15 protein-coding genes are annotated in these 17155 nt (G+C 71.6%); 8 read left to right on the forward strand and 7 right to left on the reverse strand.

From position 1 onward, the window contains the following. Positions 1 to 34: 34 nt before the first annotated feature. From ABD126_RS12020 to ABD126_RS12030, 3 genes are read right to left on the reverse strand one after another with little or no spacing between them, the layout of a single operon-like run. Positions 35 to 685, reverse strand: coding sequence for a class I SAM-dependent DNA methyltransferase (locus tag ABD126_RS12020; RefSeq protein ID WP_343933848.1), 651 nt, complete (start codon positions 683 to 685; stop codon positions 35 to 37). Beyond that, positions 682 to 2067, reverse strand: coding sequence for a glycosyltransferase family 87 protein (locus tag ABD126_RS12025; protein ID WP_343933849.1), 1386 nt, complete (start codon positions 2065 to 2067; stop codon positions 682 to 684). The genes ABD126_RS12020 and ABD126_RS12025 overlap by 4 nt, the downstream gene beginning before the upstream one ends. Then, on the reverse strand, positions 2064 to 2834 hold the full coding sequence (locus tag ABD126_RS12030; RefSeq protein WP_309109948.1) for a deoxyribonuclease IV: 771 nt from the start codon (positions 2832 to 2834) through the stop codon (positions 2064 to 2066). The genes ABD126_RS12025 and ABD126_RS12030 overlap by 4 nt, the downstream gene beginning before the upstream one ends. A gap of 150 nt (positions 2835 to 2984) precedes the next feature. Between ABD126_RS12030 and ABD126_RS12035 the strand changes: the two genes are divergently transcribed. From ABD126_RS12035 to dnaB, 6 genes are all read left to right on the forward strand, one after another. Next, positions 2985 to 3977 carry a hypothetical protein gene (locus ABD126_RS12035; RefSeq protein WP_343933850.1) on the forward strand — a complete coding sequence of 331 codons (993 nt, stop codon included), beginning with the start codon at positions 2985 to 2987 and terminating at the stop codon, positions 3975 to 3977. Between the two features lie 155 nt (positions 3978 to 4132). After that, positions 4133 to 4444 (forward strand): 30S ribosomal protein S6, encoded by a 312-nt coding sequence (gene rpsF / locus ABD126_RS12040; RefSeq protein ID WP_343933851.1) that lies wholly within the window; start codon positions 4133 to 4135, stop codon positions 4442 to 4444. Positions 4445 to 4459: 15 nt separating this feature from the next. Continuing rightward, entirely contained in the window at positions 4460 to 4954 is a 495-nt protein-coding gene (locus ABD126_RS12045) for a single-stranded DNA-binding protein (RefSeq protein ID WP_343933852.1), read from the forward strand. A gap of 46 nt (positions 4955 to 5000) precedes the next feature. Then, positions 5001 to 5240 carry a 30S ribosomal protein S18 gene (gene rpsR / locus ABD126_RS12050; protein WP_033428226.1) on the forward strand — a complete coding sequence of 80 codons (240 nt, stop codon included), beginning with the start codon at positions 5001 to 5003 and terminating at the stop codon, positions 5238 to 5240. A 16-nt stretch (positions 5241 to 5256) separates the two neighbouring features. Next, on the forward strand, positions 5257 to 5712 hold the full coding sequence (gene rplI, locus ABD126_RS12055) for a 50S ribosomal protein L9 (RefSeq protein WP_121224024.1): 456 nt from the start codon (positions 5257 to 5259) through the stop codon (positions 5710 to 5712). 415 nt (positions 5713 to 6127) lie between these two features. Further along, positions 6128 to 8725 (forward strand): replicative DNA helicase, encoded by a 2598-nt coding sequence (gene dnaB / locus ABD126_RS12060; RefSeq protein WP_425542790.1) that lies wholly within the window; start codon positions 6128 to 6130, stop codon positions 8723 to 8725. Between the two features lie 5 nt (positions 8726 to 8730). Here dnaB and ABD126_RS12065 read toward each other — a convergent pair whose 3' ends face one another. Then, positions 8731 to 9840 (reverse strand): FAD-dependent oxidoreductase, encoded by a 1110-nt coding sequence (locus ABD126_RS12065; RefSeq protein WP_343933853.1) that lies wholly within the window; start codon positions 9838 to 9840, stop codon positions 8731 to 8733. Positions 9841 to 9906: 66 nt separating this feature from the next. On the opposite strand from ABD126_RS12065, the gene ABD126_RS12070 reads away from it, so the two are divergent. Both ABD126_RS12070 and ABD126_RS12075 read left to right on the forward strand, forming a co-directional pair. Further along, the gene (locus ABD126_RS12070) at positions 9907 to 10587 is read left to right on the forward strand and encodes a TetR/AcrR family transcriptional regulator (RefSeq protein ID WP_343933854.1); all 681 of its coding nucleotides are present in this window, start codon (positions 9907 to 9909) and stop codon (positions 10585 to 10587) included. 69 nt (positions 10588 to 10656) lie between these two features. Beyond that, positions 10657 to 11898: a serine hydrolase domain-containing protein gene (locus tag ABD126_RS12075; protein ID WP_343933855.1), complete on the forward strand. Its 1242-nt coding sequence runs from the start codon at positions 10657 to 10659 to the stop codon at positions 11896 to 11898. 33 nt (positions 11899 to 11931) lie between these two features. Here the strand turns inward: ABD126_RS12075 and ABD126_RS12080 are convergent, their stop codons facing one another. The 3 genes from ABD126_RS12080 to ABD126_RS12090 all read right to left on the reverse strand — a co-directional run bounded on the left by ABD126_RS12080 (position 11932) and on the right by ABD126_RS12090 (position 17029). Next, positions 11932 to 13479: a glycosyltransferase family 87 protein gene (locus ABD126_RS12080; RefSeq protein ID WP_343933856.1), complete on the reverse strand. Its 1548-nt coding sequence runs from the start codon at positions 13477 to 13479 to the stop codon at positions 11932 to 11934. 90 nt (positions 13480 to 13569) lie between these two features. Next, positions 13570 to 16041, reverse strand: a complete 2472-nt coding sequence (locus tag ABD126_RS12085; protein WP_343933857.1) for a transglycosylase domain-containing protein — start codon at positions 16039 to 16041, stop codon at positions 13570 to 13572. A gap of 583 nt (positions 16042 to 16624) precedes the next feature. After that, complete coding sequence (locus tag ABD126_RS12090; RefSeq protein ID WP_343933858.1) at positions 16625 to 17029, reverse strand: DUF5318 domain-containing protein; 405 nt, start codon at positions 17027 to 17029, stop codon at positions 16625 to 16627. Positions 17030 to 17155: the final 126 nt, after the last annotated feature.

Raw genomic sequence — 17155 nt, forward strand, 5'->3', positions numbered from 1 at the left:
TGCGCCTGACACGGCCCAGACGGGGAACTCGCGGCTAGCGGTCGGTCCGGCGGCGCACGAGGACGTAGGCCTGCGGGGTCTTCTCGTACTCCTCCAGGGCTTCGCGGACCAGGGTCGTGTGCGGCGTGAAGCCCGCCCCGGTCAGGTCCGCCACCACCTTGGCCACGTCGAGCCGGTAGGCCATCGCGTCGAGCCCCCGGTGGCCGTACGCCTCGGTGATGCGCTTCGCCTCGTCGCCCACCTGGAAGGCGAGCAGCAGGTGGCCGCCCGGGGCGAGGACCCGGTGGAACTCGGCGAACACGGCGGGGTGCCCGGCCGGCGGCACGTGGATCACCGAGTACCACGCCACGAGACCGCCCAGCGACCCGTCCGGCAGGTCCAGCGCCGTCATGGACCCGACCTCGAAGCGCACGTCCGGGACGGTGCGGCGGGCGATCGCGACCATCTCCGGGGACAGGTCCACGCCGAACACGTCCACGCCCAGCGCCGCCAGGTGACCGGTGATCCGCCCCGGACCGCAGCCGACGTCCGCGACCCGGCCGGTGACCAGCTCGGCGAACGCGCCCAGCATGGCCCGGTCCAGGACGCTGCCCGGCCGGTTCTCGGCCAGCACGTCCTTGAGGGTCTCGTGGTACGACTCGGCGACCGTGTCGTAGGCGGCACGGGTGGTTTCGAGGAAGGTCACGCGGTCACTTTAGGCAGGAAACGCGTGTGGTCGGGGAAGGTCACCCGGGCTTTGAGGAACACGAAGAACAGGGCCGCCAGCAGCGCCGCCCGGCCCCACACGCCGATCACCACGGCCTGCGCCGAGAACCCGTCGTAGATGCCCGACGGCTGCGCGAACTCGATCGCGTAGTACCAGCGGAAGATGCCGATCCCCATCGCGATGTCCGCCGCGAAGTAGGCGAACGCCCAGCCCAGCGGCACGCGCAGCAGCACGAACATCGGCACCAGCCACAGCGTGTACTGCGGCGAGTGGACCTTGTGCAGCAGCAGGAACCCGCACAGCATGGCCGCCGACACCGGCACCCACGGGTACGCGCCCTCGCGCTGGAACCGCCGCCAACCCAGCCAGCACGCCAGCGCGAACGACGCCAGGATGCCCACCGGCGACAGCACGCTCACGATGCCCTGCATGGACTCGTCGGGCATGAACGGCCGCATCGACCAGAACCAGATCGAGTTCGTCGTGATGTCCACGCGCCGCAGCTGCTGGAACGTGAACGACGCCTGCCAGCCCTCGAAGCCCGCGATCGCGAACGGCAGGTTGACCAGCACGACCGTGACGATCGAGGCGAACGCGACCTTCACCGCGCCCGCGAAGTCGTACCGCTCGCCCTCCTTGAGGCCCTCGCGCCCGCCGGTCAGGACGTAGAGGCACAGCGGCAGCACGAACGCCGCCGGGTAGATCTTGAACGCGAACCCCAGGCCGAGCAGGACCGACGCCACCACGGCCCGGTCCACCAGCGGTTTCGGCGTGCGCCCCCACCCCCGGTGCACCACGTAGACCGCGGCGACCGCGCAGAACACGACCGGCAGGTCCCAGTTGTGGAAGGCGTAGAGGACCATCGGCGGCCCGATCGCCCACAGCAGCGCCCGCCACCCGCTGAGCTTGCCCAGCAGCCACGCCGTCGCCAGCCCGAACGGGGCCATCAGCAACGCGCTGAACAGCAGGAACGCCGCGTCGGTGTGGGCGAAGATCGCGCCCGCCCAGATCAGCAGGCCGGTCAGCACCGGGTACTCGACGGTGCCGCCGATCAGGACGCCCTTGCTGTTGATGCTGCCGTGCACGTACGGGAAGACGTGCCGGTCCACGTCCCGGCCGATCCACAGGTGCTGGATGTCGGAGTAGCAGACCTCGGCCTTGTTGCGCTCCTCGTAGTCCGGCGCGCTGCGGCCCCACTGGTCGAACTCCGGCCCGGTGCAGCGGTCCTTGTTGGCGAACCCGAGCAGCAGCGTCACCCCGCACAGGAGGACCAGCGCGGCCAACGCGGCCCGGCCGAGCCGGTGCGACCGCTCCCCGCGCGCCCGATCGGGCACGGCCGACACCTCCCGCGTCACGCTCATCGGCCCAGGTGCTCGCGGAGGAACGCGATGTCCTCCGCCTGCCCTTCGTCCGGTGTCTCCACCAACGCAGGCGATCCGGCTGCGGCGACCACCGCGACCAGCTGCTCCGGGTCGATGGTGCCGGTGGCGATGTTGGCGTGCCGGTCGCGGCTGGAGCCGAACTCGTCGCGCGAGCTGTTGAGGTGGACCAGGTCGATGCGGCCGGTGATGGCCTTCACCCGGTCGACGATGCCCACGAGGTCCTCGCCGGAGGCGAACGCGTGGCAGGTGTCCAGGCAGAACCCGGCGTCGAACTCGCCGACCGCGTCCCACAGGCGGGCGAGCATGTCGAAGGTGCGGGCCATGGCGTTCTCGCCGCCCGCGGTGTTCTCGATCAGGATCGGGACGGCGAACCCGCCCTCCGCGGCCTGCCGCTCGAACATCTTGCGCCAGTTCGCGATGCCCTCGGCCGGGTCGTCGCCCTTGCCGACGTGGCCGCCGTGCACGATCAGGCCCTTCGCGCCGACCTTGGCCGCGCCCTCGGCGTGCTGGAGGACCATCTTGCGGGACGGGATGCGGATGCGGTTGTTCAGCGACGCCACGTTGGCCAGGTAGGGCGCGTGGATGAAGACGTCGAGGTCGGAGGCCAGCAGACCCTCGGTCTGGGGGTGCGGCTTGGGCGCCTTCCACCCCTGGGGGTCGGCGAGGAAGAACTGGACGACTTCAGCCCCGCGAGCAGCCGCGGCGCCCAGCGGGTCGTCGTCGCGGACGTGGGCCCCGATGCGCATGGTTGTGCAGAGTAGCCGGGTGCTGCAACGAGTCAGGAGCCGACGCCGATACGGGTTTTGCGAAATCAGCACATGACTCGCGTCACCCGGAGGACGTACGCTCGTTACTTGTAAGTAGGTAACGGCGTGGGGCACGGCAGGAGGACAGCCATGCGGACCCGACTCACCGGGCTGTTGGGCGCGGTGGCCGTGGTGTTCGCGGTCGCGGCGACCGGCTCGGGCACCGCGCAGGCGGCCGAGCCCGTGGTGGTCGGCAGTTGCGCGACCAGCGTCCAGGGCGCTCCCGGCACACCCGTGTCGCTGAGCCCCGGCGCCGTCGTGCAGCCCGTCACAGACCTCATCCGGGCGATCCCGCTGCTCGGGCCGCCCCTGGCGGAGCCGTTCAAGACGGCGTTCAACGCCCTCCCGCCGATCCCGATCGGCGCGATCCCCACCGGGTCGGGCGTCATCACCGGCGGGCACATCGCGAACCAGGTCAACGCGGAGCTGAACAAGATCCCGCTGCTCGGCCCGATCATCACCACGCTGACCGGCCGGGTGCAGGACACCCTGACCAAGCTGTGCGGCGTGACGGTGACGGGCGTGAACGCGGCGGCGGCGCCGGTGCAGGACGGGTCGAAGGCGCTCGCGGACACCTCCCAGCAGATCGCCGGCCAGGTGCTGCCCGGCACGCAGCCCGGTCAGCCGGGCACGGGCCAGCCCGGGACCGGGCAGCCCGGTGGCGGTCAGCCGGGGACGGGGCAGCCCGGGACCGGCCAGCCCGGCGGCGGGCAGGGCGGCTTCACGCCGATCGGCGGCGTGGGCGGCCTGGACCTGCCGCTGTACGGGAGCAACCCGTTCAGCGGCAACTTCGGCCGCGTGCCGCTGTTCAGCTACGGCTCGCTGCCGTTCGCGATGCCCGGTCAGTTCTCCCCGTCGCCGGGCATCCGGTACGGCGGCAACGTGCCCGGGTACCGGCCGGGGTACGGCCTGCCGACGCCCGCCAACGACGGCGTCCAGACCGCCGGCCGCGCCCAGGCGTTGCCGGGCGGCGGCAAGCTCGGCGGCGGCGTGGCCGCGCCGGTGCTGTTGGCGGTGCTCGCGCTGTCCTGCGTGACGGGTGCTCTCGTGCGGACGTGGGTCCTGCGGCGAGCCGTCGCCTGAGTTCGCGTCGACCACCGCCCCGCCGGCCGGGACCCGGGAGCCCCGCCGGCCGCCGCCCGCGAATCTCCTGCTAGCCTTCCCGGGTTGCTGACGCGACGACCCTCCTGCCACGGAACGTCCGTGGCCGCCGAGTCCACAGGAGGTGAGTGGTCTTCATGCGTCATTACGAAGTGATGGTCATCCTGGACCCCAGTCTCGACGAGCGCACCATCGCGCCGTCGCTCGACCAGTTCCTCAACGTCATCCGCACCAGCGGTGGCAACGTCGAGAAGGTCGACGTGTGGGGCAAGCGCCGGTTGAGCTTCGAGATCAACAAGAACAGCGAGGGCATCTACGCGGTGCTCGACCTGACCTCGACCCCCGACGCGGTGAAGGAGCTGGACCGCCAGCTCGGCCTGCAGGAGACGGTGCTCCGGACCAAGGTCCTGCGCCGCGAGCCCCCCAAGGCTGTCGCGGCCAAGGCGTAAGGGAGCCCTTCCGACATGGCAGGCGAGACGACGATCACGGTGGTCGGGAACCTGACCGCCGATCCGGAACTCCGCTTCACCCAGTCCGGTGCCGCGGTGGCGAGCTTCACGGTCGCCTCCACGCCCCGGACCTTCGACCGCCAGTCCGGCGAGTGGAAGGACGGCGAGGCGCTGTTCCTCCGGTGCAACGTGTGGCGGCAGGTCGCGGAGAACGTGGCCGAGTCGCTCACCCGCGGTTCGCGCGTGCTCGTGACCGGGCGCCTGCGCCAGCGTTCCTTCGAGACGAAGGAAGGCGAGAAGCGCACCGTCATCGAGCTGGAGGTCGACGAGATCGGCCCCTCGCTGCGGTACGCGACCGCGAAGGTCAACAAGGTGAGCCGTGGGGACGGCGGCGGCGGCTTCGGCGGCGGCGGTCAGTCCCGTGGCGGTGGCGCCCCGGCGGACGACCCGTGGGGCTCCGCGCCCCCGGCGGGCTCCGGCGGCGGCTTCTCCGACGAGCCCCCCTTCTAGACCCCGCACCCCCCTCACTTCACCGCTTCATCCAGGAGTACCCCACATGGCCAAGCCGCCTGTGCGCAAGCCGAAGAAGAAGGTCTGCGCTTTCTGCAAGGACCGCAACGCCAACCTGATCGACTACAAGGACACGACCCTGCTGCGGAAGTACATCTCCGACCGCGGCAAGATCCGTGCCCGCCGGGTCACCGGCAACTGCTCCCAGCACCAGCGCGACGTCGCCGTGGCCGTCAAGAACGCCCGCGAGATGGCGCTGCTGCCCTACACCTCGACCGCTCGCTGAGAAAGGGGGACACACCGTGAAGCTCATCCTCACCGCTGACGTCAGCGGCCTCGGTGGCCCCGGCGACATCGTCGAGGTCAAGGACGGCTACGGCCGCAACTACCTGCTGCCCCGCGGCCTGGCGATCGTCGCCACCAAGGGCGCGGCCAAGCAGGTCGAGGTCATCCGCCGTGCGCAGGAGACCCGCCGCGTCCGCGACCTGGACCACGCCAAGGAGATCAAGGCCGCGCTGGAGGGCCTCGGTTCCGTGACGCTGAAGGCCAAGGCCGCCGTCGGCTCCAAGAAGCTGTTCGGCTCGGTCACCTCGTCCGACGTCGTGTCCGCGGTCCGCTCCGCGGGCGGCCCGACGCTGGACAAGCGCGCCGTCGAGATCGCCGGCCACATCAAGACCCTGGGCAAGCACACGGTCGCCGTGCGCCTGCACCCCGAGGTCACGGTGTCGCTGGCCGTCGAGGTCGCAGCCGCCAACTGAGCCCCGGGCTCGCAGAAGGCGCCGCTCAGCCGGTACTCCGGAAGGGCGGCGCCTTCGCACGTCCGGCTGTGGACAACCCCGTGTGACAGCCCGTGCGCGACACGCCGTAGAAGCGGTTACACGCGACACGCCGAGGGTGTGACGAAGCACTTTTCCACATCTCTGTCCACAGGCCCCCACCTGGGAAAACTTCTGTCATGGCCGGAGTTGTACCCAGGTTGTCCACAGCTTTCCACGGCGTTGTGCCCAACCGGCCGGAACCATCCCCAACCTGTCCACCGGTCTGTCCCCAGGGCTGTTTGCCTGCGCCATCCGGGGGTCACTAGCGTCCGCGAAGTCGCTGAGCGTGCCTCGCGGACTTTGTCGTACCGGCGGGGTAGAAAACAGGGCACGAGCGGATTGGGGTGAGTGCGCGGTGGCGCTGGTGGACGACCGGGGGATGGCCGAACCCGGCTTCGAGCGGCAGCCGCCCCAGGACCTCGCCGCGGAGCAGTCCGTGCTGGGCGGCATGCTGCTGAGCAAGGACGCCATCGCCGACGTCGTCGAGGTCCTCGCGCCCAACGACTTCTACCGGCCCGCGCACCAGGCGATCTACGACTGCGTCCTCGACCTGTACGGGCGCGGCGAACCCGCCGACCCGATCACGGTGTCGGCCGAGCTGGAGCGGCGCGGCGAGCTGCTGCGCGTCGGCGGCGCCCCGTACCTGCACACCCTGATCGCGACCGTGCCGACGGCCGCCAACGCGTCGTACTACGCGGAGATCGTCGCCGAGAAGGCCGTCCTGCGCCGCCTGGTCGAGGCGGGCACCCGCATCGTCCAGCTCGGCTACAACGGCGCCGAGGGCGCGGACGTGGACGAGGTCGTGGACCGCGCCCAGGCCGCCATCTACGAGGTCACCGAGCGCCGCACCACCGAGGACTACGTGGTCCTGGAGGAACTCCTCCAGCCGACCATGGACGAGATCGACGCGATCGCCTCGCGCGGCGGCTCGTCCCTGGGCATCCCCACCGGCTTCGCCGACCTGGACGAGCTGACCAACGGCCTGCACCCCGGCCAGATGATCATCGTCGCGGCCCGCCCGGGTGTGGGCAAGGCCTTGGCGCTGGACACGCCGCTGCCCACCCCGTCCGGCTGGACCACGATGGGCGAGGTCCGGGTCGGCGAGCAGCTGATCGGCGCGGACGGCCTGCCGACGACGGTCGTCGCCGCCACCGACGTCATGCACGGCCGACCGTGCTACGAGGTCGAGTTCTCCGACGGCACGGTGGTCGTCGCCGACGCGGAGCACCAGTGGCTGACCGAGACCCGGGCCTCCCGCAAGTCCGCGGCGGCGGTCGTGGCCGGCAGCAACCGCAACCAGGCGACGTTCGCCGAGGTCCGCACCACCCGGGAGATCGCCGCCACCCTGCGGTGCACGACGGCGGACCACCGGCTCAACCACTCGGTGACCAACGCCCGGCCGCTCGCCCTGCCGGAGCGCCCGCTCCCCCTCGCCCCCTACGTGCTCGGCGTGTGGCTCGGTGACGGCCACTCGGCGTCCGCGCGGTTCACCACGGCCGACCCCGAGATCGTGTGGCACGTGGAGGAGGAGGGCTACGACGTGGTCCCGCAGGGGCCGCTGCTGTACGGCATCCGGCTCCCGGCCGACCAGCCCGCCGAACGCGACTGCGTCGTGTGCGGCACGCGGTTCACCCCGCGGACCAGCCAGGTCCGCACCTGCGGCCGTAGCTGCGGCGGCAGAGCCCGGTTCACCTCGGCGCCCGTGCCGCCACCGACGTGTCCGGACTGCGGCAAGCCGTCCTCCGGTCTGCGCAGGTGCCAGGAGTGCCACAGCCACCACGGCACTGTGCAGGCGGTGCTGCGCAGCCTGGGCGTACTCGGTGACAAGCACATCCCGGTCGAGTACCTGCGTGCGTCGGAGACGCAGCGCCGCGCCCTGCTCGCCGGCCTCCTCGACACCGACGGCACGGTGACCTCCGGTGGGTCGGTGCAGTTCAGCGTCACCAATCGACGGCTCGCCGAAGACGTGCGTGAACTGGTCGTCGGCCTCGGCTACCGCTGCGGGTTCAGCGCGAAGCGGGTGCGTGGCCGCAGCGAGGACTCCTCGACCGCGTACACCCTGACCTTCGGCACCGACGACGACGTGTTCCGGCTCGAACGGAAGCGGCTCGTGCTCAAGGAGCGGCGGCGCACGGCGAGCACCGCGCGCACCGGGTCCCGGTACATCGTCGACGCCCGGCCGGTCGAGAGCGTTCCGGTGCGCTGCGTCGAGGTGGACAACGCGGACCACCTGTACCTGGCGAGCCGGTCGATGATCCCCACCCACAACTCGACCCTGGGACTGGACTTCGCCCGGTCCGCCTCGGTCAAACACGGTCTGACCAGCGCGTTCTTCTCGCTGGAAATGAGCAAGACCGAGATCGTCATGCGCATGCTCTCCGCCGAGGCCCGCATCCGGCTCGGCGACATGCGCGGTGGGCGGATGAGTGACGACGACTGGACGCGGCTCGCGCGGCGGATGAGCGAGATCAGCGAGGCGCCGCTGTTCATCGACGACTCGCCGAACCTGACCATGATGGAGATCCGGGCCAAGGCGCGGCGGCTCAAGCAGCGGCACGACCTGCGGCTCGTGGTGGTCGACTACCTCCAGCTGATGTCGTCGGGCAAGCGCAGCGAGTCGCGTCAGCAGGAGGTCTCGGAGTTCTCCCGGAACCTGAAGCTGATCGCGAAGGAGCTGGAGGTCCCGGTGATCGCGATCTCGCAGCTCAACCGCGGTCCCGAGCAGCGCACCGACAAGCGCCCCCAGCTGTCCGACCTGCGCGAGTCCGGCTCGCTGGAGCAGGACGCCGACATGGTCATCCTGATCAACCGCCCCGACGCGTGGGAGCGCGACGACCCGCGCGCGGGCGAGGCGGACCTGATCATCGCCAAGCACCGCGCCGGCCCCACGGCCACCATCACGGTCGCCCACCAGCTGCACTACAGCCGCTTCGCCGACCTCGCCCAGGGCTGACGACCTCAGCCGGGTTGGAAGAACGCGACCAGCCGCTGCGCGGCGTCCGGTGACATCAGCAGTTCCTGGAGGTCCGCGGACAGCCGGGCGGCGGCGCTCGTGCGGTCGAACATCTCGCGCTCGTACTCGCGGACGGCGGTGGGGACGTCGTCCGGGTGCGCGGTCAGGGCCAGGCCCAAGCGGGCGCCGTCGAGCAGGGCCATGTTGGCGCCCTCGCCGACCGGCGGCATCAGGTGGGCGGCGTCGCCGACGAGCGTGACGTCCGGCGCCGGCGGCCAGGTCAGGCCGACCGGGAGGGTGCTGATCGGCCACCTCCGGATCGTGTCGTCGCACGCCGCGATGAGCGCGGTGAACCGCGGGTCCCAGTCCGCCAGCAGCCTGATCAGGTGCGCGCGGGTGGCGGCCGGGTCGTCGAACGGGATGCCGCTGGTGGTGAACCAGTCCTCGCCGGTGTCGTAGAAGCTCAGGCCGACGCGCACGCGGCCGTCGCCGTTGCGCTGCGCGGCCAGCGAGATGCCGTCGCCCAGCACCCAGCAGGTGCCGCGGCCGACCATCGCCGCGAGGTCGGGGTGCGTGTGGTCGACGTCGGGGATGCCGAGTTCGACGACGTTCTGGCCGACGTGCGCCGGCCGGGTGTCGGTGAGCAGCGCCCGGACCCGGGAGTGCGCGCCGTCCGCGCCGACCAGCAGGTCGTACGGCGCGGTGCCGCCGCCGGCGAAGCGCAGCACGCCGTTGTCCGCGGACTCGTACGCGTGGCCCCACCGGACGGTGCCTTCGGGAAGGGAGTCGAGCAGGAGGGCGCGCAGGTCGGCCCGGTCCACCTCGGGCCGGAGGAGCGGGGCGTCCTCGGGCGTGTCCTCTTGGAGGAGCAACGTGCCGTCGGACTCCAGGAGCCGCATGTCCTGGCCTTCGCCGCGGGCGATGGCGAGGAACCCGTCCACCAGGCCGGCCTCCCGCAGGGCCCACTGGCCGGAGTGGATGTCGAGCATGCCGCCCTGGCCGCGGGCCTCGCGTGACGACTCGCGTTCGTACACGACGGCGTCGATCCCGTTCACGTGCAGCACCCGGGCAAGGGTCAGACCGCCCAGGCCCGCGCCGACGACGGCGATGGTCATGCGCACCTCGATTCACTGTATCGCTCGATACACTGTATCGCGACCGAGCGCTGTATCGTCTCGGCCGTGGTGGTGTGGGAGCGGCCGGAGCCGCCGGAACGGCCGGCGCCGGCCCCGCTGAGCCGGGAACGGATCGTCCGGGCGGCCATCCGGCTCGCCGACGCGGACGGCCTCGACGCGGTGTCACTGCGCAAGGTCGCCGCCGAGCTGGGCGTCGGCCCGATGCGCCTCTACGGCTACATCGCCACCAAGGAGGAACTGCTCGACCTGATGGTCGACGCGGTCCACGCCGAGATCCGGCCGACCGGGGACGGGTGGCGCGAGGTGCTGCGCTCCCTGGCCGAGGCCACCCGCCGGGCCGCCCACCGGCACGAGTGGCTCGCCGACCTCATCGGCGGCCGGCCCCAGCTCGGTCCGGACTCGCTGGCCGCCAGCGAGGCCGTGCTGGCCGCGATGGGCGACATCGACCTGGACACCGTCGTGCCCGCGGTCGCCGCGGTCAACGCGTACGTGGTCGGCGCGGTCCGCCGGGAGATCGCCGAGCGGCGCGCCGAGCGGGCCTCCGGGATGGACCAGCGGCAGTGGCAGGCCTCCTACGGCCCCTACCTGCGGCGGACCTTGGCCACCGGCCGCTTCCCCGCGCTGGCGAGGGTCGTGCACGACGGCCCCCACCTCGACGCCGACGAGACCTTCCGGGCCGGCCTCGACTTCCTCCTCGACGGCATCGCGGCGCGCGTCGTGGGCTGACGCCCGGCCGGGACGGGGTGTCAGGGCGGTGACCGGTCGGTGTCAGGCGGGTCGGCGAACGTGATCGCCATGACGACTTCACCGATCGCGGCCCGGACGCCGCGGACCAGCACCACCAAGGTGTTCCGGCACGTGGGGACGGTGGCCTTGGCCGCCGCGCTGCTGGCCGGCGCTACGACACCCGCCACCGCCGCGCCCGCGGCACCCGACACCGCCGCCACCCCCACCGCCGCCACCGCGGAGACCGCCGATCGCCCAGAACTGCAAAGAGCCGCCCAGGCGGTGATCGACGCCGGGTTCGGCGGCGTGCAGCTGCGGGTGCGGGACGAGCGGGGCGAGTGGACCGGCAGCGCCGGCGTGCGCAAGCTCGGCTCGCCCGCGCCGCCGCCGAACGACGGGCGGTTCTGGGTGGGCAGCTCGACCAAGACCGTCACCGCGACCGTCGTGCTGCAACTGGTGGCCGAGGGCCGGGTCGGCCTGGACGCCCCGGTGGCCGACCACCTGCCCGAACCGGGCCTGGACCGCCGGATCACCCCGCGCATGCTGCTCCAGCACACCAGCGGCCTGTTCTCCTACACCGGAGAGGTCTACGACGACGGCACGGTGGTGCCCGGCATCCCGGCGACCGGCAAGGCGTGGGTGGAGAACCGGTTCCACCGCTACGAGCCCGCGGAGCTGGTGCGGTTCGCGCTGGCCAGGCCGGCCCGGTTCGAGCCGGGGACGGGCCAGAACTACTCCAACACCAATTACACGCTGGCTCAACTGCTCGTCGAACGGGTCACCGGTCACTCGTTCGCCGACGAGGTGGAGCGCCGCATCCTGCGCCCGCTGGGCATGAGGGGCACCGGCGTGCCGGGCCACCGGTCCACGCTGCCCGGTCCGCACGCCCACGGCTACTACCGCTACCAGGACGGCGGCGAGTGGAAGGTCGTCGACGTCTCCCGCCAGAACCTGTCCCTGCTGGCCGGCGCCGGCGACATGTACTCGACCACCCGCGACCTCCAGACGTTCTTCTCCGCGCTGATGGCGGGCCGGCTCGTCCCGGCCCCGCTGCTGGCGGAGATGCGCACGCCGCACGGCCACCTCGGCTACGGCCTGGGCCTGTTCGCGCAGGAACTGCCCTGCGGCGGCACGGTCTACCACCACAACGGCGGCGCGCCCGGCGGCTACGGCTCGCTCATGTACAGCTCGCCGGACGGTCGCACGACCATGACGGCCGGCGTGACCACCGGCGACGCCCCGATCGACCCGGCGGCGGCGTTCCCGAAGGCACTGGCCGGGCTGGTCGAGACCGTCTTCTGCGGCAGGTGAGACGGTCGGGCGAGCACCACCGTGCTCGCCCGGTCAGGCCGCGTGGGCCGGCGTCCGGCGGCCGATCCGGAGCACCCGCCGGTCCGGCGCGCCGTCGAGGAAACCGCCGCACGGGTCGTCGTCCCCGGTCCGGCGCACCAGGTCCCGCGACGGCCGGTAGATCTCGCGCACCACGAACGCGCACAGCACGATCACGGCGACGTCCCGCACCACCACGGCGCCCAGGAACCAGTCGATCGGCAGGCCCTTGTTCTCCACGCCCAGGTAGAAGAACATGCGCGGCACCCACACCAGGGCGTCCACGGCCATCCACGCCAGCAACAGCCGCCAACGCGGCAGCGCCAGGACCGCCAGCGGCACCAGCCACAGCGAGTACTGCGGGCTCCACACCTTGTTGGTCAGCAGGAACGCCGCCACCACCAGGAAGGCGAGCTGCGGCAGGCGGGGCCGGGTCGGGGCGGACAGGGCGACGAAGCCGACGGCCGCGCAGCAGACCAGGAACAGCACCGCGCTGACCGTGTTCAGCACCTCGGGGGCCTGGCCCTGCACCAGGCCGGGGTCGAAGCCCTTCCAGTCGGTCCACTGGGCGACCACGTTGTAGAGGGAGTCCGGGTCCACGCCGCGCTCGGTGTTGAGCCGGAAGAACTCGCGCCAGCCCGCCGGGTACAGCAGCGCGATCGGCGCGTTCACCGCCGCCCACGTGAACAGGGTGGTCGCCAGCGTGGTGAGGCCGGCCCGCATCTTGTCCGCCCGCCAGCACAGCAGCAGCAACGGCCCGAGCAGGAACAGCGGGTACAGCTTTGCCGCGCCGCCCAGGCCGAGCAGGATGCCGGCGACCACGGGTTTCTTGCGCGCCCACGCCAGCATGCCCGCCGTGGCGAACGCCGTGGCGAGGGTGTCGAAGTTGGTGAACGCGTGCACCACGACCAGGGGCGACACGGCGACGATGGCCGCGTCCCAGATCCGCCGCCGGGCCAGGCGGGCCACCGCGTAGGTCGTCACGAGCCACGCGAAGGCCAGCCACAGGGCGGTGATGTCGAAGTACACGATGACCGTCATCGGGTTCGGCAGCCAGCCGCTCTCCGCGATGCGGGTCCAGCCCTGCGCCATGCGTGCGTTGAGCCACTGGAACAGGCCCGTCACCACCGGGTACTCCATGTACCGGACGTGCGCGGTGGGCTTGCCCTCGTCGTCGATCCACGACGTCTTGTAGGGGAACGTGTCCGGCTTGTCCAAGCGCTCCGCCGTGTAGAGCGGCACGGTGTCGGAGTAGCACATGGCGGTGAACTGCTTGCTGCCCCGCCAGTCGAGCTGCGCGACCCCGTTGGAGTCGACGTACTGCTGCACGCACGGCGACTTCTGGAGGTAGGCGAACGCCAACGTCACCACGGCCAGGAGCAGCACGACCCGCAACGGCGTCCAGAACCACTGCCGCCCGACCGACGCGTGCCGACCGACGGGCCCGCCGAACGGCCGCGCCGCCGCCCGCGCCAGCGGCTCGGTCCACGTCGGGTACACCCGCTCCTCGGGGCTCAGCGAGTCCGTGTCGTCGGCGTCCGTGTGCTGCGAAGGGCTTGCCACGTGCCGGATGCTACGGCCAGCGGCTGTGGTTGGGCGTGAAGAAGCCACCGAAAAGCGTGAGGCCCGGCGCGGCCGCCGGGCCTCACTGGCCTATCTCGTCGGTTGACTGCCGCCGCCGATCGGATCGGGTTCGTTCGGCTGCGTCGTGGTCGTCGGGCACGCCGGGAACAAGCCGCCGCACGAAGGCTTGGTCTGCCTGGTCGTGGTGGTCGTCGGCTCGTCGCGCGTGGTCGTCGGCCGGCCCGTGGTCGTCTTCTTCTCGTCGTCCTTGTCTTCGTCCTTGGGCGTGGTCGTCGTCGGCGTGATCTTCGGCGCTTCCAGCTCACCGATCGGCTTCGGCTTGGGGAACGTCTCCTTCGGGGCGTTCGCCAGCGCCTTGTCCATGAACTTCTTCCAGATCTGACCCGGCAGGCCGGAGCCGTAGATCATCTCGTTCTTCTTGTTCTTCAACGCGACCGTGCCGGAGTCGGTGCCCATCCACACGCCGGCCGCGAGGGACGGGGTGTAGCCGACCATCCAGGCCTTCGAGTTCTCCTGGCTGTTCGGGAGTTCGTGGGTGCCGGTCTTGCCGGCGCACTCGCGGCCGTTGGCGCAGGGGATGTTCGACTTGCCCGGGATGTGCTTGAGGACGTCGGTGACGTTGTCCGCGATGTCCTGGCTCTTCTGCGGGTCCGGGTCGAACGCGGGCCGCGTCACGTCGGTGTGCGTGTAGACGGCCTCGTCCTTCGAGTTGGTGATCTTCGTGATGAAGAACGGCTCGTGGTAGACGCCCCGGGCCGCGAAGGTCGCGTACGTCGAGGTCATGTCGAACGGGCGGACCTGCGTCGTGCCACCACCGATGGAGATGTTGGCGTCCGGCGCGTTGCCGTTCTCGTCCTCCAGCAGCGTGTAGGTCTTGCCGCCGACCTCGACCTTCGGCGGGATGCCCGCCTGGTGCGCCGCCTGCGCGACCTTGCCGGTGCCGATCTTGAGCGCCATGTCGAAGAACACGGTGTTGATCGACTTGATCATCGCCTCGCGCACGCTGCACTGCGTCGGCACGTCGCACCGCACGCCGGGCGAGTTGCGCACCGGGTTGTCCGGGCCACGGCCGGGGAACGTGCGCGGCGAGCTGCCGTCGTAGAGCTTGCCCGCGCCCTCGCCCTTCTGCAGCGCGGCGACGAAGTCGAACGGCTTGAACGACGAGCCGGGCTCCTGCAGCGTGCCCGTCTGGTAGTCGATGCCCTGGCCGGTGCCGCCCCAGTAGGCGCGGACCGCGCCGGTCGCCGGGTCGATCGCGGACATCGAGGTCCGCAGCACCTCCGGCTGACCCTCCATCACCTCGTCGACCGCCTCCTCGGCGGCGGTCTGCATGGCCGGGTCGATGGTGGTGTGGACGGTCACGCCCAGCTTCTGGGCCCGCTCCAGGCCCCACTGGTTGCGCTCCATCTCCGCCTCGACCTGCATGCGGATGAACAGGCGGGTGCCGTCCAGGCCGTTGTTGTTGACCTCGGCGAGCGGGACCGGCGGCACGTAGGCGAGCCCGGCGCGGGCGCCCTGGTCGATGAACCCGAACTTCACCAGGTTGTCGGCGACGTAGGTCCAGCGCTCCTGGCTGTAGGCCTGGTTCTCCGACTTGCTGGGGTTCTGGATCATGCCGGCGATCAGAGCGGCCTCGGACAGCGTCAGTTCGTTGAGGTCGTTGCGGTTGAAGTAGACCTTCGCCGCTTCCTTGATCCCGTACGCCGACCGGCCGAAGTAGATGGTGTTGAGGTAGGAGGTCAGGATCTCCTTCTTGTCCTGCTGCTCCGACATCTTGTACGCCTTGACGACCTCGGTGAACTTGCGCGAGAGCGTCTCGTCGTCCTGCTCGGTCGCCTGCTTGACGTACTGCTGGGTCAGGCCGGAACCACCGCTCTTGCGGCCGGTGACCTGGTACCAGCCGGCGCGGGCGATGGCGCGGAAGTCGAAGCCCGGGTTCGTCATGAACGTCGGGTCCTCGGCGGCGAACACGGCCTGCTTGACCGGCTCGGGGATCTGGTCGTAGGTGATCATCGTCCGGTTCGCGCCGGACGGGGCGATCTTGGTCATGACCGAGCCGTCGGAGTACAGGATGGTGATCGCCTTGTCCTGCTTCGAGGCGGTCTCCTGCGGGTTCGGGACCTCCACCAGCTGGTAGGCGATCGCGAACGCGACGATGGGGCCCAGGATCATGAGGGAGAGGCCGACGTACGAGACGCGCCGCACCCGGCGCCAGATCTTCTTCCGGCGCAAGGCTTTCTCCTCCTCCGGCGTCAGCTCCTCGTCGTACTCGTCGTCGTAGAACGGTTCGAGCTCGATCTCGTCCTCGCGGTGGGTGAGGAGCTCGGGCTCGCGGGCGACGGTCTGGTGCACGGGCGGGAGCAGGTCGGTCGGCTCCTCGCCGGGCCGGCGGGGGCCGCCCGGTCCGGGCACGCCGGCGCCGGGGACACCCGGGCCGGGGCCGCCGGGACGGCGCATGCCGCCGGGAGGCGTGTTCGGCCGGCCGGGGCCCCTGGGCACGTGCCGGGTGGCGTTCGGGTCGGCGTTCGCCGGGGAGGGCACGCCGGGTCCGCCGGGGCCGCCCACCGGTCGTGGGCCGCCGGGGCCGGGTTCCGGGGCGTGCCGTCGGCCACCCTGCGGGACACCGCCGGGGGGCGTGCCGCCACCGCCGGGGATGCCGCCCGGCGGGGTGCCTGGCCCGCCCGGCGGGGTGCCGGGACCGCCGGGGATGCCGCCCGGTGGGGTGCCTGGCCCGCCGCGCGGGACACCGCCCGGGGGCGTGCCGGGACCGCCGCGGGGGACGCCGCCGGGTGGGGTGCCTGGGCCGCCGCGGGGAACGCCGCCCGGGGGCGGGCCGCCCGCGGGTGGGCGCGCGAAGCCGCCCGGCGGGGTGCCGTGGCGCGGCTGGCGCTCGAAACCGCCCGGTGGCGTGTTCGGACGGTCCGGCTGATCCCCTGCGCCGCGGCGGGGTGCCAGGCGGGCGTCCGGGTCCTCACCCGTCGGCCACTGCGGCTCCGCGCCACGGTGCCTGTCGTCATGCTGGTCGTTCACGAAATGGCCTCCAAGACCGGCGTGCCGTCGCACGCGGTTCGGTGGTCGTACGCCGTCGCCGTCGGCAGCGACGCCCGTGGCCGGAGCAGCACTTTCACTCCGCCGCGGTCCTCCTGCGCGGTTTGCGGGAGTTCACACCGCGCGTTCCCAGGACGTATGACTGCACCAGGTGGTTCCAACTACATGTGCGGCAGACCTCCACCACGTACACGGTGAACTCCTCGAAGAGGTTCGCCATGCGGGTGAGTTCCTCGACGGTGCGCGCGGATCCGGCCGCGTGCTTGAGCTCGTCGCCGTAGACCCAGGACACGAGGGTCAGCGGCTCCTTGCGGCAGACCGGGCACGTCACGTCGCTCGGCCGGCCGTGGAACTTCGCAGCTCGCAGCAGGTACGGGCTGGCGTCGCAGACCTCCATCGTGCCCACCCGGCCCGCGTAGACCTCCGCCAGCAGCGCGCGTCGCTGCAAGGCGTAGTCCACCACCTGCCGTTGGGTCAGCACGGGACCAGAGTACGTGGCGGCAAAACCCCGTCGATGGGCCGTTCAGGGCAGTGGTCGCGATCACTTTGTGACCTTGTGCCCCTCGCCACATCTCAACGGGCGGACGGATGTATCGCACCGATATAC

This window comes from Saccharothrix mutabilis subsp. mutabilis, from assembly GCF_039521145.1.
In the GTDB taxonomy this organism is placed as follows: Bacteria; Actinomycetota; Actinomycetes; order Mycobacteriales; family Pseudonocardiaceae; genus Actinosynnema; species Actinosynnema mutabilis.